Source organism: Pseudomonas sp. ef1, from assembly GCF_007293365.2.
Lineage (GTDB): Bacteria > Pseudomonadota > Gammaproteobacteria > Pseudomonadales > Pseudomonadaceae > Aquipseudomonas > Aquipseudomonas siliginis.
Map to the genome: position 1 here is coordinate 4,047,279 of NZ_CM129815.1, position 21,158 is coordinate 4,068,436.

Annotated in this window: 25 protein-coding genes; 13 read left to right on the top strand and 12 right to left on the bottom strand. The window is 54.5% G+C overall.

Annotated elements, in window-relative coordinates; genetic code table 11:
- Positions 1 to 85: 85 nt before the first annotated feature.
- Complete coding sequence (locus FEE99_RS18425; protein WP_023048074.1) at positions 86 to 319, bottom strand: hypothetical protein; 234 nt, start codon at positions 317 to 319, stop codon at positions 86 to 88.
- 232 nt (positions 320 to 551) lie between these two features.
- A complete protein-coding gene (locus FEE99_RS18430) occupies positions 552 to 1,796 on the bottom strand; it encodes an ATP-binding protein (protein ID WP_023628980.1) in 1,245 nt (414 codons plus the stop codon).
- 215 nt (positions 1,797 to 2,011) lie between these two features.
- Between FEE99_RS18430 and FEE99_RS18435 the strand changes: the two genes are divergently transcribed.
- The gene (locus tag FEE99_RS18435) at positions 2,012 to 2,239 is read left to right on the top strand and encodes a hypothetical protein (RefSeq protein WP_447121720.1); all 228 of its coding nucleotides are present in this window, start codon (positions 2,012 to 2,014) and stop codon (positions 2,237 to 2,239) included.
- Between the two features lie 398 nt (positions 2,240 to 2,637).
- Here FEE99_RS18435 and FEE99_RS18440 read toward each other — a convergent pair whose 3' ends face one another.
- On the bottom strand, positions 2,638 to 3,075 hold the full coding sequence (locus tag FEE99_RS18440; RefSeq protein WP_023628983.1) for a hypothetical protein: 438 nt from the start codon (positions 3,073 to 3,075) through the stop codon (positions 2,638 to 2,640).
- 82 nt (positions 3,076 to 3,157) lie between these two features.
- Here FEE99_RS18440 and FEE99_RS18445 point away from each other — a divergent pair, with 82 nt between their 5' ends.
- Positions 3,158 to 3,448 (top strand): helix-turn-helix domain-containing protein, encoded by a 291-nt coding sequence (locus FEE99_RS18445; protein WP_023628984.1) that lies wholly within the window; start codon positions 3,158 to 3,160, stop codon positions 3,446 to 3,448.
- A gap of 897 nt (positions 3,449 to 4,345) precedes the next feature.
- On the opposite strand, the gene FEE99_RS18450 is transcribed toward FEE99_RS18445, so the two are convergent.
- The 7 genes from FEE99_RS18450 to FEE99_RS18480 all read right to left on the bottom strand — a co-directional run bounded on the left by FEE99_RS18450 (position 4,346) and on the right by FEE99_RS18480 (position 10,691).
- A complete protein-coding gene (locus tag FEE99_RS18450) occupies positions 4,346 to 4,663 on the bottom strand; it encodes a DUF3325 family protein (RefSeq protein WP_024075430.1) in 318 nt (105 codons plus the stop codon).
- 96 nt (positions 4,664 to 4,759) lie between these two features.
- Positions 4,760 to 5,590, bottom strand: coding sequence for a PepSY-associated TM helix domain-containing protein (locus FEE99_RS18455; protein WP_196448527.1), 831 nt, complete (start codon positions 5,588 to 5,590; stop codon positions 4,760 to 4,762).
- 11 nt (positions 5,591 to 5,601) lie between these two features.
- Positions 5,602 to 5,742, bottom strand: coding sequence for a PepSY domain-containing protein (locus tag FEE99_RS18460; RefSeq protein WP_196448528.1), 141 nt, complete (start codon positions 5,740 to 5,742; stop codon positions 5,602 to 5,604).
- Positions 5,729 to 6,118: a PepSY-associated TM helix domain-containing protein gene (locus tag FEE99_RS18465; protein WP_090515957.1), complete on the bottom strand. Its 390-nt coding sequence runs from the start codon at positions 6,116 to 6,118 to the stop codon at positions 5,729 to 5,731. Before FEE99_RS18465 ends, FEE99_RS18460 begins: the two co-directional genes overlap by 14 nt.
- A 278-nt stretch (positions 6,119 to 6,396) precedes the next feature.
- Positions 6,397 to 6,555 carry a TonB-dependent receptor gene (locus FEE99_RS18470; RefSeq protein WP_023628987.1) on the bottom strand — a complete coding sequence of 53 codons (159 nt, stop codon included), beginning with the start codon at positions 6,553 to 6,555 and terminating at the stop codon, positions 6,397 to 6,399.
- Positions 6,556 to 7,980: 1,425 nt separating this feature from the next.
- Positions 7,981 to 8,877 carry a TniB family NTP-binding protein gene (locus FEE99_RS18475; protein WP_347930270.1) on the bottom strand — a complete coding sequence of 299 codons (897 nt, stop codon included), beginning with the start codon at positions 8,875 to 8,877 and terminating at the stop codon, positions 7,981 to 7,983.
- On the bottom strand, positions 8,874 to 10,691 hold the full coding sequence (locus tag FEE99_RS18480; RefSeq protein ID WP_024075432.1) for a Mu transposase C-terminal domain-containing protein: 1,818 nt from the start codon (positions 10,689 to 10,691) through the stop codon (positions 8,874 to 8,876). The genes FEE99_RS18475 and FEE99_RS18480 overlap by 4 nt, the downstream gene beginning before the upstream one ends.
- Positions 10,692 to 11,160: 469 nt before the next feature.
- Here FEE99_RS18480 and FEE99_RS18485 point away from each other — a divergent pair, with 469 nt between their 5' ends.
- Both FEE99_RS18485 and FEE99_RS18490 read left to right on the top strand, forming a co-directional pair.
- Positions 11,161 to 11,502, top strand: a complete 342-nt coding sequence (locus tag FEE99_RS18485) for a helix-turn-helix domain-containing protein (RefSeq protein ID WP_162245413.1) — start codon at positions 11,161 to 11,163, stop codon at positions 11,500 to 11,502.
- Positions 11,503 to 11,628: 126 nt separating this feature from the next.
- A complete protein-coding gene (locus FEE99_RS18490) occupies positions 11,629 to 12,741 on the top strand; it encodes a hypothetical protein (RefSeq protein WP_143978912.1) in 1,113 nt (370 codons plus the stop codon).
- Between the two features lie 74 nt (positions 12,742 to 12,815).
- Here the strand turns inward: FEE99_RS18490 and FEE99_RS18495 are convergent, their stop codons facing one another.
- Together FEE99_RS18495 and FEE99_RS18500 are read right to left on the bottom strand one after the other, a co-directional pair.
- Positions 12,816 to 13,181 (bottom strand): low affinity iron permease family protein, encoded by a 366-nt coding sequence (locus FEE99_RS18495; RefSeq protein WP_041480361.1) that lies wholly within the window; start codon positions 13,179 to 13,181, stop codon positions 12,816 to 12,818.
- 108 nt (positions 13,182 to 13,289) lie between these two features.
- Positions 13,290 to 13,922 carry a dTMP kinase gene (locus FEE99_RS18500; protein ID WP_041480360.1) on the bottom strand — a complete coding sequence of 211 codons (633 nt, stop codon included), beginning with the start codon at positions 13,920 to 13,922 and terminating at the stop codon, positions 13,290 to 13,292.
- 104 nt (positions 13,923 to 14,026) lie between these two features.
- On the opposite strand from FEE99_RS18500, the gene FEE99_RS18505 reads away from it, so the two are divergent.
- The 9 genes from FEE99_RS18505 (at position 14,027) to FEE99_RS18545 (ending at position 21,138) form a co-directional block, all read left to right on the top strand.
- Positions 14,027 to 15,088 (top strand): SDR family oxidoreductase, encoded by a 1,062-nt coding sequence (locus FEE99_RS18505; RefSeq protein ID WP_041480359.1) that lies wholly within the window; start codon positions 14,027 to 14,029, stop codon positions 15,086 to 15,088.
- Positions 15,089 to 15,459: 371 nt separating this feature from the next.
- Positions 15,460 to 15,975 (top strand): HvfX family Cu-binding RiPP maturation protein, encoded by a 516-nt coding sequence (locus tag FEE99_RS18510; protein ID WP_041480358.1) that lies wholly within the window; start codon positions 15,460 to 15,462, stop codon positions 15,973 to 15,975.
- Positions 15,976 to 16,035: 60 nt separating this feature from the next.
- Positions 16,036 to 16,455 (top strand): organic hydroperoxide resistance protein, encoded by a 420-nt coding sequence (locus FEE99_RS18515; RefSeq protein WP_041480357.1) that lies wholly within the window; start codon positions 16,036 to 16,038, stop codon positions 16,453 to 16,455.
- A gap of 90 nt (positions 16,456 to 16,545) precedes the next feature.
- Positions 16,546 to 17,430 (top strand): HvfB family MNIO-type RiPP peptide maturase, encoded by an 885-nt coding sequence (locus tag FEE99_RS18520; RefSeq protein WP_041480356.1) that lies wholly within the window; start codon positions 16,546 to 16,548, stop codon positions 17,428 to 17,430.
- Entirely contained in the window at positions 17,423 to 18,214 is a 792-nt protein-coding gene (locus FEE99_RS18525; RefSeq protein WP_041480355.1) for an HvfC family RiPP maturation protein, read from the top strand. The genes FEE99_RS18520 and FEE99_RS18525 overlap by 8 nt, the downstream gene beginning before the upstream one ends.
- Positions 18,215 to 18,466: 252 nt before the next feature.
- Positions 18,467 to 18,934, top strand: a complete 468-nt coding sequence (locus FEE99_RS18530) for an HvfA family oxazolone/thioamide-modified RiPP metallophore (protein ID WP_041480354.1) — start codon at positions 18,467 to 18,469, stop codon at positions 18,932 to 18,934.
- Positions 18,935 to 19,144: 210 nt separating this feature from the next.
- Positions 19,145 to 19,360, top strand: coding sequence for a tautomerase family protein (locus FEE99_RS18535; protein ID WP_016774741.1), 216 nt, complete (start codon positions 19,145 to 19,147; stop codon positions 19,358 to 19,360).
- Positions 19,357 to 20,013, top strand: coding sequence for a DsbA family oxidoreductase (locus FEE99_RS18540; RefSeq protein ID WP_041480353.1), 657 nt, complete (start codon positions 19,357 to 19,359; stop codon positions 20,011 to 20,013). The genes FEE99_RS18535 and FEE99_RS18540 overlap by 4 nt, the downstream gene beginning before the upstream one ends.
- Positions 20,014 to 20,109: 96 nt before the next feature.
- Entirely contained in the window at positions 20,110 to 21,138 is a 1,029-nt protein-coding gene (locus FEE99_RS18545) for a D-cysteine desulfhydrase family protein (RefSeq protein ID WP_052392210.1), read from the top strand.
- The last annotated feature ends 20 nt before the right edge of the window (positions 21,139 to 21,158 follow it).

Genomic DNA, 21,158 nt, shown 5'->3' on the forward strand with positions numbered 1-21,158 from the left:
CGTCGCAGGGGCAAGATAGTCAAGTGCTTACCAGTCGCTGTGGCCTGCGCTCGCCTTATGAATACGCCTGGTCGGCAGGTGCGCTTCAAATACCCACACTGAAAGTCTTACCAGACTCGACCCTGTGCTTGCTGCACAAGTCGCGAAGCTTTTTTTCCGAACCGTCAGGATGAATTTGTACGAGCACGCCATCCTTCGCCATTATCAGTGAATGCCCTGCGGCAACCGCACGCAGATACGCAGCATTAGTGGCGACGGCGGCCAGCTTAGGAATCATTGCCTCTAGTCGGTCTATTTCATCATCACTGAGTTCGCTCATGCTCTGTTCTCTGCTCCTGCCAGCCTGATGTCGATGCTGCCCGTAGAAAAGATATCCATGAGCGACCCTACGCCCCGATCACAGGTAAGTCGATCCCATTTTTGACGCACACAGTGAAGCCTCGACTTAGCCGCTCAGCACTCCACAGCGTACGTGCAAATTCGAGTCGATGTGACAGCAGCCTTGATGTGAACAAACCATCGTAGCCGTAGCAAGATGAGTGCATTCGCTTCTAAGCATCTGAGCCCTCTTCAGGTGGACAAAAAATGCCGTCAGCCCTTGGAAGGCTAGACCGCCAGCTGTCACCGGGCATGATCCGGCACATGTACAGATCGAACAGCGGCGCGGTAAAAGCGGCGCCGTTGTGGGGCGGCGACCAGATCATCCCTTTGCTAATCAGGGAGTTGCGAATTGAGGTGAGAGATCGGCTTGTACGGCCCAGGGATGCCGCAATGTCGCCCGAACGATGAGGCCCCTCCCCAAGCGAAGCCATGGCGCGCAAATAAATGTGTTCTGCCACGGTCATTCGGTCGAGTCTTACCCTAAAAAAACCTTCGTCCAGAGCAGCAATAACGTGCCCGGACGCCTTCTGGACGTCTGCAAGCGTGATGTGGTTATTCTGCCCTGCGTCCCAGACATGACTGCCCCACTCTTGAATGAAATAAGGGTAGCCGCGTGTGAGGTGAGCAACCATGTCGGCCGCTTCTGAGTCTACAGTCACGCCCTCGGCCTCCGCTGGTTTTACAAAGGCCAGACGCGTCTGGTGTGGCTCCAGCGAACCGACCTCTAGGTAGTCGAAGAGGCGCTTCGCGTGGTTTTTCACATGTCCAGCAGGGTGTCGGAGTTGTGGGAGGCCTGCACCGACGAGGGCAACCGGCAAGATCAATCGCGAGACGCGATGCAGCGCTGCGATAAGCGCGGCGAGCTGTTCTTCTGCTACGTTTTGCAGCTCATCCACGAAAATAACAAGGACGGTGTGAGCTGCTTTGGCGGCTTCACCGAGTTTAGTCAGCAGGGTTGTAAATTCCTCCTCGAGATCACCTTTGCCCGCCAGAGCTGCCTCGGCTTCGTAGTCAATACCGACCTTGAGATCGCTGAACTTCGGCTCCAAAGCCTTGGCAAAACCGGCTAAGGCTCGCAGTCCAGTTATCGCTGCGTTCTTGGCAGGTACGATACAGCTCAGCCGCAGCAAGGCGAGACGGAGCTGTGGCGCGAGTATCGCTGGCAGAGAGCGATACTCGGATGACTCAACGTAGACGGCGAGATTGCCCGAGGCTTCGGCATCTCGCAGCATCTGGTTCAACAGTACTGTTTTGCCGACACCCCGCACCCCAACCAGGATTACGCTTTTGGCAGGTCGGCCCACGCGAATTCCCCCGATCGACTGACGGACCCGCTCGCGCAGTTGATCGCGACCTGCCAGCTCAGGTGGAGGCGTACCAGCGCCAGGGGAGTACGGATTGCAGACGGGGTCCATATGCACCCGCGTTAATAGGAATAGCGAACAGCGGGAATGGGCCGATAAACAGCTAAATCCAAGCTTTTCACCCCGCCATCACCTGCATACCCGAGACTCGGCAAATGTTGGTCCAGCTGGAGTTACCTATCAAGCCAAGCTGCCTCCGTCATTGAAAAAAATCATCGCGAGCGACCCGTCCGAAATTGCCTAAGTCTTCGTCGACGTCGATGAACATGGTATTCACCATCCGCGCGCTCTTCAGGTCGGCCATTGTTCTGAAAAAAGGGTTCGCAGAGATGGACCTCATAACGCTCACCATCATGAACCGAGCCGAATCCCCAACTGCCCTGAAGGGTCCCAAATTGCAACCCATATCCTTCAACACGCGTACTATCGCCGCAAACATCACAAAGGACGTCACTGACGCATTCGAACTGTTCCGCCGCTGTGATTTTCATTGAGAGGCTCCTTTGGGTCCAGTGAATCAGCTTGCTGCAGCGAGCCTGCGACCCGCCAGCATCACTCCGGTAACCGCCTGTACGGTCAGGCGTCGCCAACGCCTGGCACAGGCGGACCACAATGAGCCCGGATCCCGCCCTATCTCGCCATGCGTACCTTTCGGCATGGCCTGTTGTACGGTCGGCAGATCGAGTTAATGGCGGACGCCATTTTGTGCAGCATTTGCGGCGCAGATAAGACCGCACTTGGGGCAGTGCTGATCGGCGACAGACGATCCAAGCTATCCGTTCTGGACGAACTAGCAAATTGCATGTGCGCGATGCGCGCCACTGATGCCATGGCGCTGACGTGGGCGTCTTTAGCACTCCTTCAAGGCTTGCTCCAGTCAGCGACCCCTCCTTCAAACAAGACGCATCGAAGAGCAGTAAATTTGTTGCTTTGCTGCAGCCAAGGTGTGGCGGCAGTCTCTTTGAGAGTAGGTATGGCCCGAGGCCGTCTTAAAGTCGTAACCCATGACTCGCTCGTCCTGATCATAGACCCTAACGAGCTCTATGAGCATCTCCATCGTCCAATTACCGGATCCATTCAGCCGCGATGGCAACACCACCTGAACTGCCTCAATCAGTGTTCCTTCAGCGCGTTTCACTAGCATCTGCTCGAACTCATCCTCCGTTGGAATCAAGAGCATCGTCCTCCATGCGGCTGCCTTCTGGCGGCGGTTAATCATCACGTAAAACCAAGGGCGATGATCATCGAGCTCGACGAATCGCCACATCTGGGAGTCGTCTCCAAACAGCGCTGGATACATGATTTCAGCGCGCTTGTACGTAATAAACATCAGCACACCCTCTTTTAAGCTGTATATAGCATAGCTCCAGAAGCACTAAAAAGGCTTCATCGTTCCTTTTGCGAGACAGCAAATGGAACTGAATGAAGCGCTTGGTTTGGTGATCAGGAATCTACGTATTTCGAAGGATATGCCTCAGGAAGGGCTTGGGCCTAGTCAGAGCTATATCAGTGCGATCGAGCGCGGCAAATGGAAACCATCGATTGAAAAGGTTGAGCAGATTGCTGAGATCATTGGCATTCATCCCCTAACGCTTCTGTTCCTGGCTTATCAAAGGCAAACACCCGAACTAAAACCCGAAGACTTACTGAAAAAAATCCATCGAGAAATCACGAGCTTGAAGGGTTGCCTGAGACTTGAGTAGGTTCGACATGGAATCGAATCGGCAACCGATCCCAAAAAGCATTTGATCGCAACGTCGCCAGTTGCTCTGCTGCCCGGCGCGCGGGCTTTCTTGCTCGCAATCAACAGCGAGCATGAATTCAGTCGCGAATAGCCACTGCATGAATTCGAGTGATAGACCTCGCCCATCGCAACAAACATCGATGACACGTGCTTAGCGTGACGCAAGCCTTGAAGAGTCACGCCTCCACTGATCCGGCAAGGCTACTCCCCAAGGGACCTTCGGCAGGCGTTCCATGCTGTTCCGGAGGGCCTGTGCACATGCGATGTCTAACCCTTCGAGGGCGCCTGAGATAGCGACACGCCGACCATCTGCTCTTGATATGGGAAGTGTTCGGTACCGCCGTTCTGAATGGTAAGGTGTGATGTCGGCCATTTTGCCGCAGGGAACAGGGTATTGAACGGAACATTCTTTCCCGATTGCGGCGGGTGCTCCAGCAGGCAGATCTGCCCAAGGGACGCTCTGACGCCTACGAACACTTTTCACCGTAACAGTGATCCTACTGTCGGGCTAAATACCTCTAGCTTCCGCAAACGGCCAGAAGCGGACGGTACAACCCGGATTGCGACTTCAACACAGTTCCTGCCAGAATGTCGTTCGGCTCGACCTGCATCGCGTCTAGCGCCTTTAAACGTTGGGGGCGGGTGTTAGCCGGAAACGAACCGAGGTCAGCCAACTGTTGCCGACGCTAGAGCGCAAATACGTTGGTAAGAGTTCGCGTCGCTCGATCCTGCAAGCATCCCACAACGAGGTGACATGGGATGGTCGGCGTATCCAGTGTGAACAAGCTCGCCCGGTTTGAGGTGAGCAGTACGATCGGATCAACCACAATGTTGCAGATACAGAAGCCGCGCACTCTTATCGAGTGCGCAGAAATAACGGGCAAAACAGGCGCAGCAGCCCCAGCCGGTAGCTCAGCGTTATGGCCGTTGCTACGGCGGCGACCGGCAACAGGGTGAGCCAGACCAGCACCGCCATCGACGGATGGTCAGCCTTGAAGCAGCACACAGCCGATACCATCAGCGCCAGCCAGCCCAGGCTGCGTAGATAGTCCGGCGCAACCTCGTCGGCGCTGAACACCTGGCGCCAGTGCGCCGGCAGGGACAACGCCAACCAACTGGTCGCCAAGCCCATGCTGGCGGCGGCACCCAGCAACCACAGACCTGCATTACTCATAGGCCACCCCACCGATGCGAGTCCGGTCCGCGACCTCAACCGGCCTTGCCAGACGACGCGCGGTGAGTAGCGCTATCAGCGCGCAGGCCAACAGGCTCAGATCGACGCCGGCCACGGCCCAGTAGGGTTCAAGCAGCATCCTTTTGACCAGGTGGTCCCCCGTGGTGATCCAGTTGAGCAGCACCGCAGCGACGCAGAGCAGCGCCAGGCCGGATTGTGCCGCGCCTGGGCCACTGGTGCACTACGCAACAGCGCATGCAGCAAACTCAGCAGCCAGGCACCCCAGAACACCCACTTTTCCCATTCGCCACGGCCAGGCATGGGCTCAGGCAGCAGCCGGTTGGCCGCCAGCATGGCGACCGCTGCCAGCAGCATGCCGGTAACCGTGGTGACTGCCATGGCGTCAACCAACCGACAGCCCTGCAGCCCGAGTCGGGCGTGCTCCTGCTTGCGTATCTCGACGAAGAACACAAAACCGCTGGCGATGCACACACAGCCGAGCAGACCGCCCGCCACGTACAGCCAGCGCAGCGCCCAGTGTTCGAAGTGCTGCAGGTGCAAGCCGGTGAGAAATTGATTGACGGAACCAACCGGGTCACTCGGCGGGTCGTTGCGCAGTAGCTCGCCGGTACTGGCCTTGAAGTGAATGCCCTCCCCGACCAGCGCCACACGATCACTGCCGGCGCGGTAGATGCTGACGTAGCCGTTGGCGTCATTTAGATGCTCGATAGTCAGCAGCCCGACCTCTCCCGGCATATCGCGCGTAGCCCAGATGCGCTTGGCCTCGGCCACCATGGCATTGGCGGAGGCCATCTTCGCGGGCACACCGGCCTCATCATGGGGCAAGCCGGTATGCGCCGCCTCGATCACCTCATGCCGATTATGCAGCGGTTTGAGCAAGGTCCCGGAGACCGGGAAGTAGTACATCGACGCGAAGATCACCAACCGGTGAAGGCAAAAAAGAAGTGGAACGGCAACGCCACCACGCCAGTCATGTTATGCAGGTCCAGCGCGCTGCGCTGGGTCCGCTTGCGCGGACGGAAGGTGAAAAACTCCTTGAAGATCTTACGATTGATCATCCGCTGGGTCCTTTGGCTGGTTGGGGATACCAAACTCGCCACCAATGCTCAGCACGGGATCTCGGTGGGTGGTGTAGGCATAGAGCGAGACCATGGGCATGGTTTCCGGCGCCGGCAGGTCGCCGATTACCCGCCCTTTGGTTGCCGCCATATCCACCGGATGCGGTTTGAGATCGGCAAATACCTGTTTCAGCAGGTTGTTGTAGGACGGCATAGGCTGCGGCTCGAAGCGCGTATCGGGGATCGCCCAACGATCGATCTCGCGGTCGAACACCGACAGTGCACCGAAAAAGAAGACGACCATCAGCACGAAGCCCAGCACCAAACCGAACCAGGTGTGTACCCAGGCCATGGATTGGCGAAAGTTGTTCAGCATGGCTCTGCTCCTATCCGATGATCATGCGCTGCAGCTGCCAGGCAACAGCCAGCATCAAGACGCTGCCGAGCGCCAGTACCATCGAGACCCGCCACAGACTGGCTGCGGAAACAGCGCGAGATACAGGACGAAGGCCAGCATCATCATCGCCTGCTCGGCGGCATGGTAATCGACCCCAACCCCATTCAGCGCCGCCACGCCCTAGACGAATGCATAGCAGCCGAAGATCGCGGCCAGAACACGAGATACCACCACAACAGGAGCCATTACTGACAGGCTCACCAGCTGTAGCTCAGCTTGGCGGTGAGTTCTCGGCCCGGATTGTAGTAATCCGCAGTTCCGGAGCCCACGACATGCTGCTCATCCAAAAGATTACTGACATTGACCGCCAGATCCGTGTCCTTGGCAATCTGGTAATTGAAGGCTGCATCAAACAAGGTCGTCGCCTCGCTCTCGCCGGTGTCATTGAAATACCTTGAACTGAACCGTCAGCCCAAGCGAAAGAGCAGGATTGCGCTGTTCTGGAAATCCAGCCAAGCTCTTCTGAGGAAACGAATAGCTGCGGAGTCGTGGGTATGCCGTTCTCTCCAAAGCAGCCATCGCTTAGCACCCAAGCATGCAAAAAGATCAGCATAGACGCTCGCAGGTATGACGCAGGAGGGGCAAGGCGCAAATATATAAACTGCTTTATATCAATAATATACAGGTCTTATGTCCTGATTTTCCTTAATCTCGGCATAATCCTTACATTAACTAGCAGGAAATTAAATGTTAAAAGCCCTGCGTGCATCTAGCATGTGGAGTTTTTCTCCTTGCAGCCAGCCGGCAACGATAGGCATGCGCATTTAATAGCTCATTGTGAGTATCCGAATAGACGCTTGCCAAGGACACCATCTTGAACATACGAATGTTCTTGAAGTTGAAGATGGCGATCTAGCAACGGAAAATCTTTCCTAGGGAAACCCCCTAAAAAACGGTACAAGGTTTCATAGCCTGCCCTGTTGATATATGGAAAAATCGCTGCCTTATGCAGGTCTCTTGGGATCAGCATCCCGCCCCTTCTTTTCTCACACAGTTTAGTAAATATCAAAAACCTTGAGTAGGGGATAATCTCCAGTAGTGATGCGGTTAAGACCAAACTACCAAATCTACTTGATGGATCGGCCGTGGACGCCCCCAATAATATACTCTGCTCAAAAGAGCTTGCGTCGGGTGCTCGTGCATCTTTCCTCGTTTGCAAGTGGATTCTAGCGATTCCGCCTCTACTACCACGAAAGGGACATTGAAGGAAAATATTGAATAGCCTATAAAATAAATCGTGCAATGTAGGTTGTTGATTGTCTCTACTGATCAGAGCATGCTCAATCTTTGTGAAGGTACTTGAGCAAAAACGAAAGAATAGAGTTTCCTCTATGGAGGCATTGTTTGATATCGAATTGCAGCTTTGGACAAACGCATCCCATGCCCTTGAGTAACGCGGTGTATCAACTAGTCTCACCAACTCTCGATCATGGGCAGCGCAGACACAAGAATAAATGTAACACCAGTCCTTCCGCCATATAGGCAAACGACCATTCGCCACATCATCGCGTAAGCAATCAGGGCAAAAAAAACGGCGATACCTCCATTCGACTAATTTATCGCCTCGAAGGCAAAAAAAATTTCGTAATAGTTCAGGGGTAATGTCCCCGGCTACACAACTTAATCGCTGGCTGGCGGATAAGAATTCTGAGTCTGGGTCCGAATATTTGATCTCCACACCCTCCCACCAATACGCTGGGCGTTCTGTTGATGATAATCGAGGGAAGCCAGCGGCGTTTGGATTAATGCTGCATCGAAACAACCAAGATGAAAGTGTTTCTTCAGAACTTGGTGTTGGCAAGCCAGAGAAACTCACTACTAATAGCCCCAAGGATTCTTGTTTGCTCGCCGCAGCATATCAACATCCACCTTCTCCCCCCCATTTTTATGGCATAACAGGCAGCCGCCCTTATCAATTCGAGTGTTTTGTCCATGCGCCCATTCGACATAGATAAAATAGTGCCTACCATCTCCTCAGAGTACAAATGTGATGGCTGTTTTAGCGGTAGGGACTCCTCTACCTCCAAGAGGAATGACCTGAACTCCTCACTCTCTATCCAGTCATCAAGAGCAACTTCGTGAAAACGTCTCTTAAATTCATAATTGGATTTAAGTGCGTTGCGCGCACTAGCAGTGCCAAAGCAAAATAGTTTCAATCCATATTCAGGGCCGAGCAGCTTTTTAAGAATAGACATGTTAAAACGCTGCTCTTGCTTCGAGCGTAGCAGTGCATCATGAAACTCGTCGATCACCAGCCCCCAAATTTGCCTCAGCCTAATAACCTCTCTAATCTCGCTTGGCAGGTCAGAGCTACTTCGGCGACTTGAGCCAGAGCCAACTGGTATTCCGAGCGCTAAAGCTATCTCATCTTTAAGGCTTTTTTTGGTATCTATTTCTGGGGATGCAGCCAAGGAGACAAAAATCAACCCTGCACTCCTTTTTACATGGTTTGGAATCTTAGATATTATAGCCGTCTTTCCAGAGCCACCTGGGCCAACCACAAGCAAAGCAGGCGCACTCATACGATCTGGTACATCCGCGATATTATTCATCATGCGAAAAACAGCTGCACTAGAGTTATTGTTCACCCATATTTCTTGATGAATTAAGGCTATTCGCGTATCAATATTAGAAGACAAATATTTTCTGATGTCCGACCGGACGTGCTCATCACTCATGACTCATCCCCAGGTCGAAATTTTTTTGGAGAGGCTGAATAATTTGGCTTGATATGTTCCCTGTCAGCGTTAAAGCTACTACTTCTAGGATTTGGATTTGCCTCAGTATAGACTTTTTCAGCGGCCTCTCGGCGTCTTTCCTTCTGCGTTAACTTTTTACTTTCCTCTTCAATTTTTTGCTTCCCTCTGTAGGCTTTTAACCCGCCATCACTATCTATGGCTCCGATGCGGACTGGGTGACGATAGAGCTTGCCGGCACGATATTCCTCATAGGTAGGAGCCTCAACGGTTACGTCAGACAGGTGTATTGGGCAAAATTGGCCATCCAATTTCACCCATACAACATTCATATCGTACGGGTCATATTTGACTATGACATTTCTAGTCCCCACATGAGACCCCAATATAGGATCCCAATAAACTTGGCCATGCAAATTAATGCCACCAGGATTAATTTTTCGGTCTTCTTGAGGCATGAACCAAATCTTTAATTGCTCGGAATTCAAGCCTGCCGGGGGGTAAGGAAGCCCTCCGTTGGGCGCGAAATAGTTTGTCCACGCTTGTCGCGGGCTACACTTTAATGCGCTATGAACTGTTGAGTGATAGACAACTACTTCGCGAGAGAACCAGCGAAAAAAATCAGAGAAGGTCATGGTTGCATTTCTTTCGCTGTTAAGTCCTCTGCGCGCAACAGAATTTGACATTGTAGTCCCCGGCAAGAAATGCACCTTAGTAGTCATGAACGTGCCTATCAGCCGTTCAACATGACCGCCAAAATGTTTTCTTCCTACAGGTCGGTATTCGGGGGAAATCCCAAAAGATTCACACCCTACTTTAAATTTTGGGCTGGTGAACTCTGCGGCATTGTCCATATGAAGGACTTCAGGCTTTCCATAGTAGGGGTAGTCTTCTGGATCCAAGCCAACACTTGCCGAAAAGTTTACTTTAGGAAGGACAGAATGACTAAGAGCGCAAGCCACTGAAACAGTAGACGGGACGTAAAGGCTAAGATAGTAACCAAGAATAACCCTGGTATAGACATCAATTACAATTGTCAGCCACGGGCGTCCAATAATATTTATGCGATCATCAGCCAACAGAATTATATCGACGAGGGTGTGATCCATCTGTACCCATTGCAGCGGCCTTTCAAGATTTTTTTTACCCGGGCGAGCTGAAAATTCTTGCGTCGCGGCATCAGGACCTTCTTTAATTCTCATTCTTGTTTTTTCTGAGAGGATTAAGCGTACACGCCTCAATACCGTATCTTTGGAAGGGCATGAAAAACCTTGCTCCTTACATGCAACATCCACCTCGCTCCACACTTTGCTGTAGCTGGCTCCTTTCGACTTGAATTTTTTAGCAGCCTTGAAAATTATGACCTCAACCGACTCATCCAGTCTCGTAACGCCTTTCTTGACACCCCGTGTCTGCGCAATTAAAGATAGTGGGCCTACGTCAGCGTCAAAAATTTTAGCCAAACGATAGAAGTAACTCTTTGATACACCCAGTAAAGAACAGTACTTAGTGACTACCCCTCCCTCAACCTTCCACTTTCTGATAATTTCAAAACGCTCAGCTGCCAATGAAAGTTGATCAACGGTGTAATCATTGACATTCAAACCCTCCCCATGATCACTACCATTAATTGCCGTAACACTAGGGATTCGCTGAATGTCGCGCGCCGACACCAGTATTACTTCACCAGAGTCGACAATTGTTACCCTTATCGTTTTGTCACTAAATACCTGTTTGACTTTCGCAACTTTTCCCTTGGCGACAATGAGTTCCCCAGGGGTTAGCTGATTTGCCATGGATGTACTCTCCACAACGCTAATCTAGGCGAAGTCTGCCGAGCGGCGACTTACATCAGTCTCTATCAACGATCGAAATTGGCTGCCGAACACGATACGACGTCACGTTCAAAAAATAGACTATTGCTAGCTTTTCTGCCGCGTCAGTCTATTTTTTAAAAGTTAATCAAGGTATGTGATTGATTATTAGAGATAAATGATATTCTTTTTTTTGATCGGGCATCACACCAGCGTCGTTTTTCTCCCACCTTGGCCGGACACCTACCTGAGCTCTCAGTCGGCAAAGTTCATATCACTGCACATGAGTTCGTCTTTAGCATGGCCGAGAGCAATCGTTGGCGCGCTGACATGTGCCTCTCACCACACTCGATTCGCTCTTGGGGGCTTCACCCGCCTTAAACCCGGAGAGGCTGCGGACTTCTGAAGCTTTCGATGCCTCTCCGAGTAAAGGACGAAGAAAGATATGGAAATGCATGGCATCAAAAGCTACGGCGAGAGACTTCAGTTCGCATATACCCTTCGTGGGTTTCCAAAACTCTACGCGCTGTCACACCGAATCGGTGTGACGGACAGCGCCCTCAGTCGGTGGTTTCGTTCAGAGCCAATCAGTATGGAGAACTTCGCCAAGCTGTGCGTCGAGTTGAACGTCAATGCCGATTGGCTTCTGCTCGGCCGTGGACAGCACTCGCTCGGCGCGATGCATGACGCGCCGCATCGCAAAACGCTCGCGGACGTGATTGAAAGAATGGCCGACAACGACGTTCGTAACCTCGCCAAGTTTCTTGATGAAGTGACCACTCCAGCACCTTGAGCGCCACGCAAAATTTTCAGGGCAATTCGTGAGCACTGCTCAACCGACTGAGCTTCACGAAGGGTCCGATATTGATAACTTCTAGATGCCCAAGCAATGACGCCTGGGTATGAGCTGGAGATCATCATGTGCACTAAGGAATCTGCAAAAGCTGATGTAGAAGTGAAGTTCGAGACCCAGAAAACGTTCAGCCTCTTCGGTCGGAACATCTCAACTTGCCAAGCGGCCCTGGGGGCCGGTGCTCACGTGCAAGTCACCAACACAGAAGGCCTGAACTACCATCTGAATGTTTTCGCGAAATGCGAGTGCGACGGGCTTCTGAAGAGGCTCAACGTGGCAATCGACAAGTCCATAGGTAACCCTCCCGAAGGCTTGCGTGACGTCCCTTTCACTATCGACCGCACTTCCCATCCCGACTGGCGCTCTCGTCAAGCCTATCTTCGCGATGGTGTGGGATTTACGAGCAGGATCATCACCTGCGCATGGCCTGCCCTTGCGCCGCCTAAGCTGGGCAGCGTGGTAACCGGTGGAACTACGACGACAATCGACGCCACAGCCATCGACTCGCAGTTGGTTTATGCCATGACCGATGCTACCCCGGAGCAGGTCAGCGCATACTCTCACCTGAACCTCTACGCACAGGGGGCTGCGCGTGCTGTCCTGAAAAACAAGGGCGTGGACATCACCAATACGGACTATCTGCAGACGAAGCAATGGTTCGATGCTGTGGTTTACCAACTGACCGATCTGGGCTTTACCGTAAAGGCAGCGAGTGGCGGCCAGGTCAGGCAGGATGTCTCTTCAGGTGACGTGGACATCGGTAGTTTGCTGACCACCATCGTTGGCACGTATCTGGGAGCGACGGAACTCGAGAGTTTCAAGCAGCTCGCGACGCTCTTGGCCAAGGATCCCAACGATTCGGGCACCCACGACTTCATGACCTTCTGGTGGAACAAGGCCAGCACTAAGGACGGCCGCACGACTGTCGCCTTTGGCCCCATCAAGAACGACCAGGGCATGGCTTCGGTGACAGTGGTTTACCTCGTGTTGGATGTGGAATTCACAGACTGGCACTCACTGTTTGTCAGCTACCACCATGAAGGTGTAATGATCCGCAGCGCTGCCATTACCCTGGATCTCGACATGGAGGTCTACAGCAACAATGAAAAAGCAATCTTCGACGCCATCTCCGGCGCAGTGGCCAATCACATCAAGACTCAGGAACTGAGTTTCGACTGATAGCCGATCGATGCGGGGCTCCAGCAATGCTCGCAATGCTGGGGCCCCGTAGCTTTGCGGGTGCTTCGCGAGTTTCAATCAAACTTGATCTGCCCTGACTCACCCAGCATGCGGTATTGTTCACGAAGTTTTCGCAGCTCACTCGAGCCCATTTGCTCCAGCCCCAGCGTAGCATTCTGTGCCTCGTGGGTAGCTCGTATCAGCTCATCGATCTTCAGATGCAGAATGTCATTGTCGCGGTTCTGGGTGTTTTGAATGAGGAATACCATCAGGAAGGTGATGATCGTTGTCGAGGTGTTGATGATCAGCTGCCAAGTGTCGTTGTAATGAAAGTACGGCCCTGTCCCAGCCCAGGCGAAGATCAGAACAATCGCTGTCAAAAAGGTCTTGGGGCTACCCGCCCAGTTGGACAGTGTCTGGCAAAAGCGTGCAAATCTCATCTTCAAACCTCTGAATAAACCTAATCACTTGACCTCGTTTGATGGCGAAATACTTTGTCATATTTGCGCCGCTCGTCGGTGGCGGAGATTCGCACGATTACTCAGGCGTCAGATGGAGCGGCCGTGCCGGTGGCTCACCACCCGATTAATCTCCCCTACCACCCGCCCCGTCGCTTCCTCGATCGCTCCCTCATTGCGGCATATAAACCAACCCTGATCGGCAGCGGCTTGCTCAAAAGCCTGGGTACAGTCGACATGCTCCTCCAGACCGCGAAGCACAGTACTGCTCAAGCCACGCCGTCGCGCCCCCGCCCTCGCCCACGAAATTTCCGCCGCCGTGACCACGCCAACATGCAGGTCGGGCACCTGAACGTTGCGATCACGGTTTAATTGCAGGATTTCAGCAAACGGGACTATCCGGCGAAACGCGGCATCGGACGGGTACCAGCGATCGATCAGGATGATGCTGTCGGCAGGCTGTTTGGTCAGCACGTGCTGGGAAATCCAGCTGCGGCTATCAGCCAGGCGTTGGCAGACTTCCAATTCCAGATTCCGGTCGGGATGTCGGACGAGTCGGTTCACCAGATGCATTGTCTCGCCCCTGAACGGGTCGCTTTTTTTCTCGCACAACCGGATGACTTTCTGGTTGTCTGCCCTCAGGACTTCAGTGATGGCCTCCAACAGCGAGGTTTTGCCGACGCCTTTGGGGCCATCCAGAGCAACAAACAGCGGACGAGTCATTTTTCTCACAGGCTTCAACGGGGAGTAGCGAGCACTCTAACGGATTTTCAGGTTGAACCTCTTCTGCTCAGGCGGACTCCCAAACCTGAATTCAGGAGAAACCTATGACCCAGACAGCTTTAGTCGTAGGCGCCAGCGGCATTGTCGGCAGCGCCATCACCCAGTTACTCATCGACAACCAGTGGCAGGTCGCCGCGCTGTCGAGGCATCCATCTCAAGTTCAAGGCGTGATGCCTGTCGCGGCAGACCTTCAGGACCCTGCTTCACTGGAACATGCGCTGAGGGATGTGAAACCCACGCATGTGTTCATTACCACATGGTCACGCCAAGCCACGGAAGCGGAGAACATTCGCGTCAATGCCGCCATGGTGCGCAACGTCCTCGCCGCCATTCGCCCAGCGAAAAGCGTCAAACACGTAGCACTGGTTACCGGCCTGAAACACTACCTCGGCCCTTTCGAAGCCTATGGGAAAGGCAGTCTGCCGCAGACGCCGTTTCGCGAAGAACAGGGTCGTCTGGATGTCGAGAATTTCTATTACGCTCAGGAAGACGAACTCTTCGCCGCGGCTGAAAAGGATGGCTTCACGTGGAGCGTTCATCGCCCGCATACCGTCACTGGGGTGGCCGTGGGCAATGCGATGAACATGGCGACCACCCTCGCCGTCTATGCCTCGATTTGCAAACACATCAATCGCCCCTTTGTGTTTCCCGGTTCCAGGGTGCAATGGGACAGCCTCACCGACATGACCGATGCGCGGCAGTTGGCGAAACAACAACTGTGGGCGGCCACCACCCCGGCTGCGGCGAATCAGGCATTCAATATCACCAATGGCGATGTATTCCGGTGGAAATGGATGTGGAGCCGAATTGCCGAATACTTCGGCCTGCCTGCTGCTGACTATCCCGCTTCAGTCTCACCCCTCGAAAAGCAGATGGCAGACGATCAAGCCGTTTGGACGCAAATAGTCGCGGAACACGGTTTGAAAGAATCCGATATCGATCGCCTGACTTCCCCATGGCATACCGATGCGGACCTTGGTCGACCCATCGAAGTGGTCACGGATATGTCGAAAAGCCGCCTGATGGGCTTCACTGCCTACCAGGCGAGCGATCAGGCATTTTTCGACGTGTTCGACAAACTGCGCGAGATGCGCTTGATCCCGTAGGCGGTTCCAGACAGATAAGGTGGGCACCTGGCGTGCCCCCTCATTCAACAGTAATTTCCACGCCCTCGCCCCACATTTGCGACTTTCATTCGCCCTGTGAAATCCTCCTGCCTGTCACCGGCAGAACGCAGCCGATCGTATATCCCAACTCCAAAATAGCGCCTTCGACAGGCACTGCTCTGTATCCAAGTGTGTACGGACGCAAACACGTTACACAACATTGATCTTCCCGCCCCCTCAGACACAAGCGAGATACACCAGCACGATGAACTGCGCCCACGGCCAGCGCAGTGCTCCTGTGCCTGACACCTGTCATTGGGAGCACCTTAACGGCTTCCACTTTCTTGACGACAAGTCGGAGGATTAAACCAATGCAAACCAACGCGTCATCGGTCTTGAATCGGCTGCACCTTAATCTCGATCGTGCTGGAGACTGGATCGCGCCGTTAAGCCTGCGCGTGTTTCTGGCCTGGGAGTTTTTTGAAGCGGGATGGGAAAAGTGGAACGGTGAGAACTGGTTCCCGAGCATTCAAGGGGCCTTTCCTTTTCCCTTCAATCAGCTGCCGGCTACGTTCAATTGGCAGTTATCCATGTGGGCAGAACTGCTCTGTTCCATTGCTTTGCTTGTAGGCCTGGGAACACGTCTTTCGGCACTGATCCTCATAGTGGTCACCGTCGTGGCAACTGCCGCAGTTCACTGGCCAGCAGAGTGGTCGACGTTGAGCGAACTGGCTATGGGCTACTCCATCAGCAACAAAGGCTACGGCAATTTCAAACTTCCTTTGATCTACCTCGTAGCCCTTCTGCCACTGGTGTTCACAGGCGCCGGCAAGCTGAGCCTGGATGCATGCATCGGTCGGTATCTCAAGCGTTTGAATGCACGCTGAGTGTTATCGCGTCATCAAGGGTATCGCTCTCAACCCCACTAGTTAATCAGGAGTTTCACCATGACCCATATTGATAAAGTGCTGTACACCGGCAAAGTCCATACCTCTTCGGGTGGACGCAATGGCACCGCCCTCAGTGACGATGGCCGACTGGATATAAAGCTGTCGTCGCCTGGCACCTCTGGCGCCGGTACCAACCCAGAGCAGTTGTTCGCCGCTGGTTGGTCGGCCTGTTTTATCGGCGCGATGGGGATTGCGGCGAACAAGCTGAAAGTCACCCTCCCGGGTGACCTTGCCGTCGACGCCGAAGTGGATCTAGGCACAACCGATGGTGCGTATTTCCTCCAGGCTCGCCTCAACGTCTTCCTTCCCGGGCTGGATCGCAACGTCGCTCAAGACCTGATCGATACCGCACACCAGACATGCCCGTACTCCAAAGCGACGCGGAACAACATCAACGTGGTGATCAACCTCGTTTGAGCAGAACCGTGGCGGGTTTCAATCGCCCGATTCACACCCCCACCGGCTGTGGATCGGGGATTTCAGACGTCGAATCGGAGTAACGAGCTCATGCAAACGAACACTTCATCATCAACGCATTTCGATCCACAGCTCCCCCCTGAGGCGACCGTCGGGCTCGGGTTGCGCCGTGCGCTGCTCAACACGCTTCGTGACGCTCCGGTCGGTGATATCGATTTTCTAGAGGTTGCTCCAGAGAACTGGATCGGCATCGGCGGCGCTCATGGAGCGGCCCTGCAGTTGCTGGCTGAACGCTATCCGCTGTCATGCCATGGCCTGTCACTATCGCTGGGTGGCAGTGCGCCGCTGGACGAGTCTTTTCTTGAGCAAGTCCGCGGGTTTCTGGATCGCTTCAACGTGCCGTTCTATAGCGAACACCTGAGTTACTGCAGCGACGATGGCCATTTATACGACCTGCTGCCGTTGCCATTCACTGAGGAGGCCGTCCATCACGTCGCTGCGCGCATCCGCCGTGCACAGGACATTCTCGGTCGTCGTCTTGCTGTAGAGAACGTCTCTTACTACGCCGCTGCTCATCAGGACATGGACGAGCTGACGTTCACCAATGCAGTGCTTCGCGAGGCCGATTGCGACCTGTTGCTCGACGTTAACAATGTGTACGTCAACTCAGTGAACCACCGCTTCGATCCAGCGGTTTTCCTCGCCGGTCTGGAACCAGAACGCGTAGTCGCCATGCATGTGGCTGGGCATTACGACGAAGCTGATGACCTGATCATCGACACCCATGGTGCGTCGGTCAAACCGGCAGTCTGGTCATTGCTGGGCCAGGCTTATGACCTTTTCGGCGTGAAGCCAACCCTGCTGGAGCGCGATTTCAACTTTCCGTCCTACGACGAGCTGGTGGCTGAACTGAATATCATCAGGCGCTTGCAACGCGACGCGGATGCTTTGTTGCGGGTGACTGTCGATGGCTGACTCCCCTTCAAGTCTGCACAGTCAGCAGCTCGCGCTGACCCGTTACCTGCGTGACCCGGACAGTTATGCGCCGCCTGCGCAGATGAATCCCGCAAGAGCGCAGGTCTACCTCAACCTGGTGTTGAACAATCTGTTGGGGTTGCTGGGTGGAACGTTTCCGGTGCTGGTTGCCGTGCTGGGTGATGCCGGTTGGCGTGCGCTGGTACGGCGTTTTTTGCGTGACTACCGCGCGCAGACACCGCGCTTCGGAGAAATTGCTCGTGAGTTTGTAGACTTCGTAGCAAGCCTGGAAGACTCGCCTGGCTTTGAGCATCCCTGGTACCCGTTCTTGCCTGAATTGGCCCATTACGAGTGGGTGGAGATGGCGCTGCAACAGTTGGACGCTGCGCCTTTAAAAGCCAGTGATGCGGAACAGTTACTCGACCGTCCCCTCAGGCTCTCCCCGCTCGTCTGGCCGCTGGCTTACACCTGGGCCGTACATCGTCTCGGGCCAGGTCATCTGCCTTCTGAACCGCCAGAACAACCAACGTTGCTGCTGATCAGCCGTGTGCCGAGTGGCCAGGTGCAGTTCTCCCAGGTCAGCCCTCTCGCGTTCCGTTTGTTGCAGCGGATCGAGCACTTCCCAGACATGGATGGTCGAGCGCAGTTGCACGCTTTGGCTGCGGAGGCTGGTGCTTCAGACGTGACCAGCTTCGTTGCTGACGCACTGGCTCTGCTGCGCGAGCTGCATGCGCAAGCCGCCGTCGGCGTAGCCGCGACACCCGTTTTGAAGCTGTTGTCCTGACTGACGCGCAAAGGCTGAGCTCAGTTTTTGTATCTCTATGTACCCAAACGCTAAGTCTTGGGATTGGCTTACAAATGCTCCTCTCGCCGATACATCGCCGATACATGACTCACGCTAAATAGGCCTGCCCGAATAAGGTCGCTCTGTCGAAGTGGACGACGCTTGCGCCCTTCGCCTCGAGCATCCTTGAGGGTCTATCCGCCCTGTGGCATGAATCGCGGCCTCGCCGCGCAAAGCATCTGGAGAAGCACTATGTACCGTAAACCAATGTCGAACAAAACCAGTCTTGGCCTGGCCGCAATTGCTTTAGCCGGTGGCATGAGCCTGGCATCGTCTGCCGCTTTTGCTGTTGAGCCATTGCCCCAAGGCTACCAACTGGCATCGGCCGATAAAACCGGCGAAGGCAAGTGTGGCGAAGGCAAATGCGGCGCCAGCGAAGCCAGCGACAAGTCGGCTACTGCCGAGGGCAAGTGCGGTGAAGGCAAATGTGGGGACGACTCTTTCGCTCGCACAGATACCGACCATGATGGCCTCGTCTCTCTTAAAGAGCTGCTGGCTGTGGCACCTCAGGGCGGTGAAGAATTCAAAGCGATGGACACCAACCACGATGGTTTTCTTTCGGAAGGTGAGGTCTACAAGTTCAGAACCAACCAGTACATTTCCAATGGCAAGAAAGTACCCACCGAGCTATTTACCCGCATGAGCAAAGCGCAGAACTGATTCCTCCCGCCGTAGCATTCGCCCTCCCCGCGCCTGCAGCCAGGGAGGGCGATCTACTTTCTGCAAAGCGCTCAATGTTAAATGCGGATTGATTACACAGCGTTATAAGTGATGTTCTCCGCCCCTGATTTATCCCCTGAACGCAACACTCTAAAGTCGATCCCACTGCTCCTCTTCATATCGATGGGGCGCCCACAGGAGACTTATCCCATGCCTTTCATCAGCGTTCGTATCACTCGCGACGGCGTCACCAAAGAACAGAAATCCCAAGTCATCGCCGAGATCACCAAAACCATGCAAACCGTCCTCAACAAGGACCCGCACCTCACCCATATCGTTATTGAAGAGGTCGACACCGATAACTGGGGCTATGCCGGAATTACCACCACTGAGTACCGCCAACAGCTGACGGAGTCGAAGAAATGACTTTTGCCGTCCGTATCGACTTTGTGTCGGATGTCGTGTGCCCCTGGTGCGCACTCGGCGCCACAGCGCTGGAACAAGCCATCGCCAATGTTGCCGGCGAGGTTGCCGTGGAGCTGACCTTCAAGCCGTTCGAACTGAACCCGGACATGCCGGCCGAGGGCGAGCACGCCATCAAGCACATGATGCGCAAATACGGGCGCAGCGCCGAAGAAGTCGACACGCGCAATGAAATGATTGTCGCGCGCGGCAAAGCCATCGGTTTTCAGTTCGACCTGGACAAGCGCAGTCATTTCTACAACACCTTCGATGCCCATCGCCTTCTGCTGTGGGCCGTGCAGGAAGGCCGCCAGGTCGCGCTGAAGAAAATCCTGATCGAGGCTTATTTCATGAATGGCGCGAACCCCAGCGACCACGAAACACTGGTGCGCCTGGCCGGTGAAGCGGGACTTTCAACCACCCGCGCCCGCGAGATTTTGACTAGCGAGGCATTCGCTCTCGAGGTCCGTGAACTTGAAGGTTTTTATCTTGAGCGCGGGATTAACTCGGTCCCGGCCATGGTGCTGAACGGTCGTCAGTTGGTGTCCGGATCGCTATCCGTCAAGGAATACGAACAAATCCTCAGGCAAGTCGCACGAGAGTCCGCCACTGCCTGACAAAGCGACTTAACTGCAATCTCAGTTATTAAGCTTTCGCCGGGGCTTGTTGAAGTAACCGCCCCACTTCCTTCCATCAACGTCAAGCGAACCGTCATGCCTCACGACTTGAATCAACTGGAAACTGCGCTGGCTGCTTACCCCCGAGTGGCGCTGCTGGAAGGCCCGACACCGATTCAGAAGCTGTCCCGTCTGAGCCGGGCAGCCGAACTGCATGGCTGCAACCTGTACGTCAAACGCGATGATCTGATGGGCCTCGGCGGCGGTGGTAACAAACTGCGCAAACTCGAATTCCTGCTTGGCGAAGCATTGGCCGAAGGCGCGGACACACTGGTTACCTGGGGCGGTTTTCAATCCAATCACGCCCGGTTGACCGCCGCCGTCGCGGCCCGCCAAGGTTTGGCCTGCGAGCTTATCCTGACCCCGTCGGCGGTGCGCAGCGATGATGATTTTTACCATAACGGCAACGTATTGCTCGATGGCCTGTTTGGCGCAAAGGTTCATCGACTGCCGCGCGGTTTGACGCCCGATAGCTACGCTGGCGAACTGCTCAGCGCGCTCAAAAGCCAAGGCAAAAAACCCTTCCTCATACCATTGGGCGGGTCCAGCCCCAGGGGCAGTCTGGGCTACGCCGCTTGTGCGGGAGAGATCCTCCGCCAGACAGACGCGCTCGGTGTGCAATTCGAGCGGATCATCATCCCCAACGGCAGCGCAGGGACCCATTCAGGACTGCAGGCGGGTCTGGCACTGGCTCGATCATCAACCGAAGTTATCGGCTATTCGGTGTTGGCAACAGAGGACCAGGCCACGGCGACGACACTGGAAAAAACCCGGGAAACCTTGCAGCTCCTGGACCCGTCCGCAACCCTTCTGCAAAGCGCAATCACTGTGGATGGCAGTCAACGTGGCGACGCCTATGGCGCCCCCACCGAATCGATGCTCGAAGCGGTTCGACTGCTGGCCTCCGTTGAGGGCTTGCTGACGGATCCGGTCTACGGTGGCAAGGCCTTCGCCGGGTTGCTCGCTGCCGTGCGCCGGGGTGACTACCCGCCAGGAAGCAATCTACTGTTTGTGATGACCGGCGGCTTGCCCGGCCTCTTTGCCTACCGCAGCGCCTTCAACTGACTTGAGCTTTTTCGTCGTCA

Bases quoted from the DNA above. Each gene is read 5' to 3' on its own strand.
- FEE99_RS18435 (WP_447121720.1), top strand. From the start codon at position 2,012: ATGGTATTCACCATCCGCGCGCTCTTCAGGTCGGCCATTGTTCTGAAA.
- FEE99_RS18440 (WP_023628983.1), bottom strand. From the start codon at position 3,075: ATGTTTATTACGTACAAGCGCGCTGAAATCATGTATCCAGCGCTGTTT.
- FEE99_RS18520 (WP_041480356.1), top strand. From the start codon at position 16,546: ATGCAAACGAACACTTCATCATCAACGCATTTCGATCCACAGCTCCCC.
- FEE99_RS18495 (WP_041480361.1), bottom strand. From the start codon at position 13,181: ATGAGATTTGCACGCTTTTGCCAGACACTGTCCAACTGGGCGGGTAGC.
- FEE99_RS18445 (WP_023628984.1), top strand. From the start codon at position 3,158: ATGGAACTGAATGAAGCGCTTGGTTTGGTGATCAGGAATCTACGTATT.
- FEE99_RS18545 (WP_052392210.1), top strand. From the start codon at position 20,110: ATGCCTCACGACTTGAATCAACTGGAAACTGCGCTGGCTGCTTACCCC.
- FEE99_RS18465 (WP_090515957.1), bottom strand. From the start codon at position 6,118: ATGCTGAACAACTTTCGCCAATCCATGGCCTGGGTACACACCTGGTTC.
- FEE99_RS18525 (WP_041480355.1), top strand. From the start codon at position 17,423: ATGGCTGACTCCCCTTCAAGTCTGCACAGTCAGCAGCTCGCGCTGACC.
- FEE99_RS18490 (WP_143978912.1), top strand. From the start codon at position 11,629: ATGTGCACTAAGGAATCTGCAAAAGCTGATGTAGAAGTGAAGTTCGAG.
- FEE99_RS18460 (WP_196448528.1), bottom strand. From the start codon at position 5,742: ATGATCAATCGTAAGATCTTCAAGGAGTTTTTCACCTTCCGTCCGCGC.
- FEE99_RS18515 (WP_041480357.1), top strand. From the start codon at position 16,036: ATGACCCATATTGATAAAGTGCTGTACACCGGCAAAGTCCATACCTCT.
- FEE99_RS18505 (WP_041480359.1), top strand. From the start codon at position 14,027: ATGACCCAGACAGCTTTAGTCGTAGGCGCCAGCGGCATTGTCGGCAGC.
- FEE99_RS18425 (WP_023048074.1), bottom strand. From the start codon at position 319: ATGAGCGAACTCAGTGATGATGAAATAGACCGACTAGAGGCAATGATT.
- FEE99_RS18530 (WP_041480354.1), top strand. From the start codon at position 18,467: ATGTACCGTAAACCAATGTCGAACAAAACCAGTCTTGGCCTGGCCGCA.
- FEE99_RS18455 (WP_196448527.1), bottom strand. From the start codon at position 5,590: ATGTACTACTTCCCGGTCTCCGGGACCTTGCTCAAACCGCTGCATAAT.
- FEE99_RS18480 (WP_024075432.1), bottom strand. From the start codon at position 10,691: ATGGCAAATCAGCTAACCCCTGGGGAACTCATTGTCGCCAAGGGAAAA.
- FEE99_RS18475 (WP_347930270.1), bottom strand. From the start codon at position 8,877: ATGAGTGATGAGCACGTCCGGTCGGACATCAGAAAATATTTGTCTTCT.
- FEE99_RS18500 (WP_041480360.1), bottom strand. From the start codon at position 13,922: ATGACTCGTCCGCTGTTTGTTGCTCTGGATGGCCCCAAAGGCGTCGGC.
- FEE99_RS18535 (WP_016774741.1), top strand. From the start codon at position 19,145: ATGCCTTTCATCAGCGTTCGTATCACTCGCGACGGCGTCACCAAAGAA.
- FEE99_RS18540 (WP_041480353.1), top strand. From the start codon at position 19,357: ATGACTTTTGCCGTCCGTATCGACTTTGTGTCGGATGTCGTGTGCCCC.
- FEE99_RS18485 (WP_162245413.1), top strand. From the start codon at position 11,161: ATGCATGGCATCAAAAGCTACGGCGAGAGACTTCAGTTCGCATATACC.
- FEE99_RS18450 (WP_024075430.1), bottom strand. From the start codon at position 4,663: ATGAGTAATGCAGGTCTGTGGTTGCTGGGTGCCGCCGCCAGCATGGGC.
- FEE99_RS18430 (WP_023628980.1), bottom strand. From the start codon at position 1,796: ATGGACCCCGTCTGCAATCCGTACTCCCCTGGCGCTGGTACGCCTCCA.
- FEE99_RS18510 (WP_041480358.1), top strand. From the start codon at position 15,460: ATGCAAACCAACGCGTCATCGGTCTTGAATCGGCTGCACCTTAATCTC.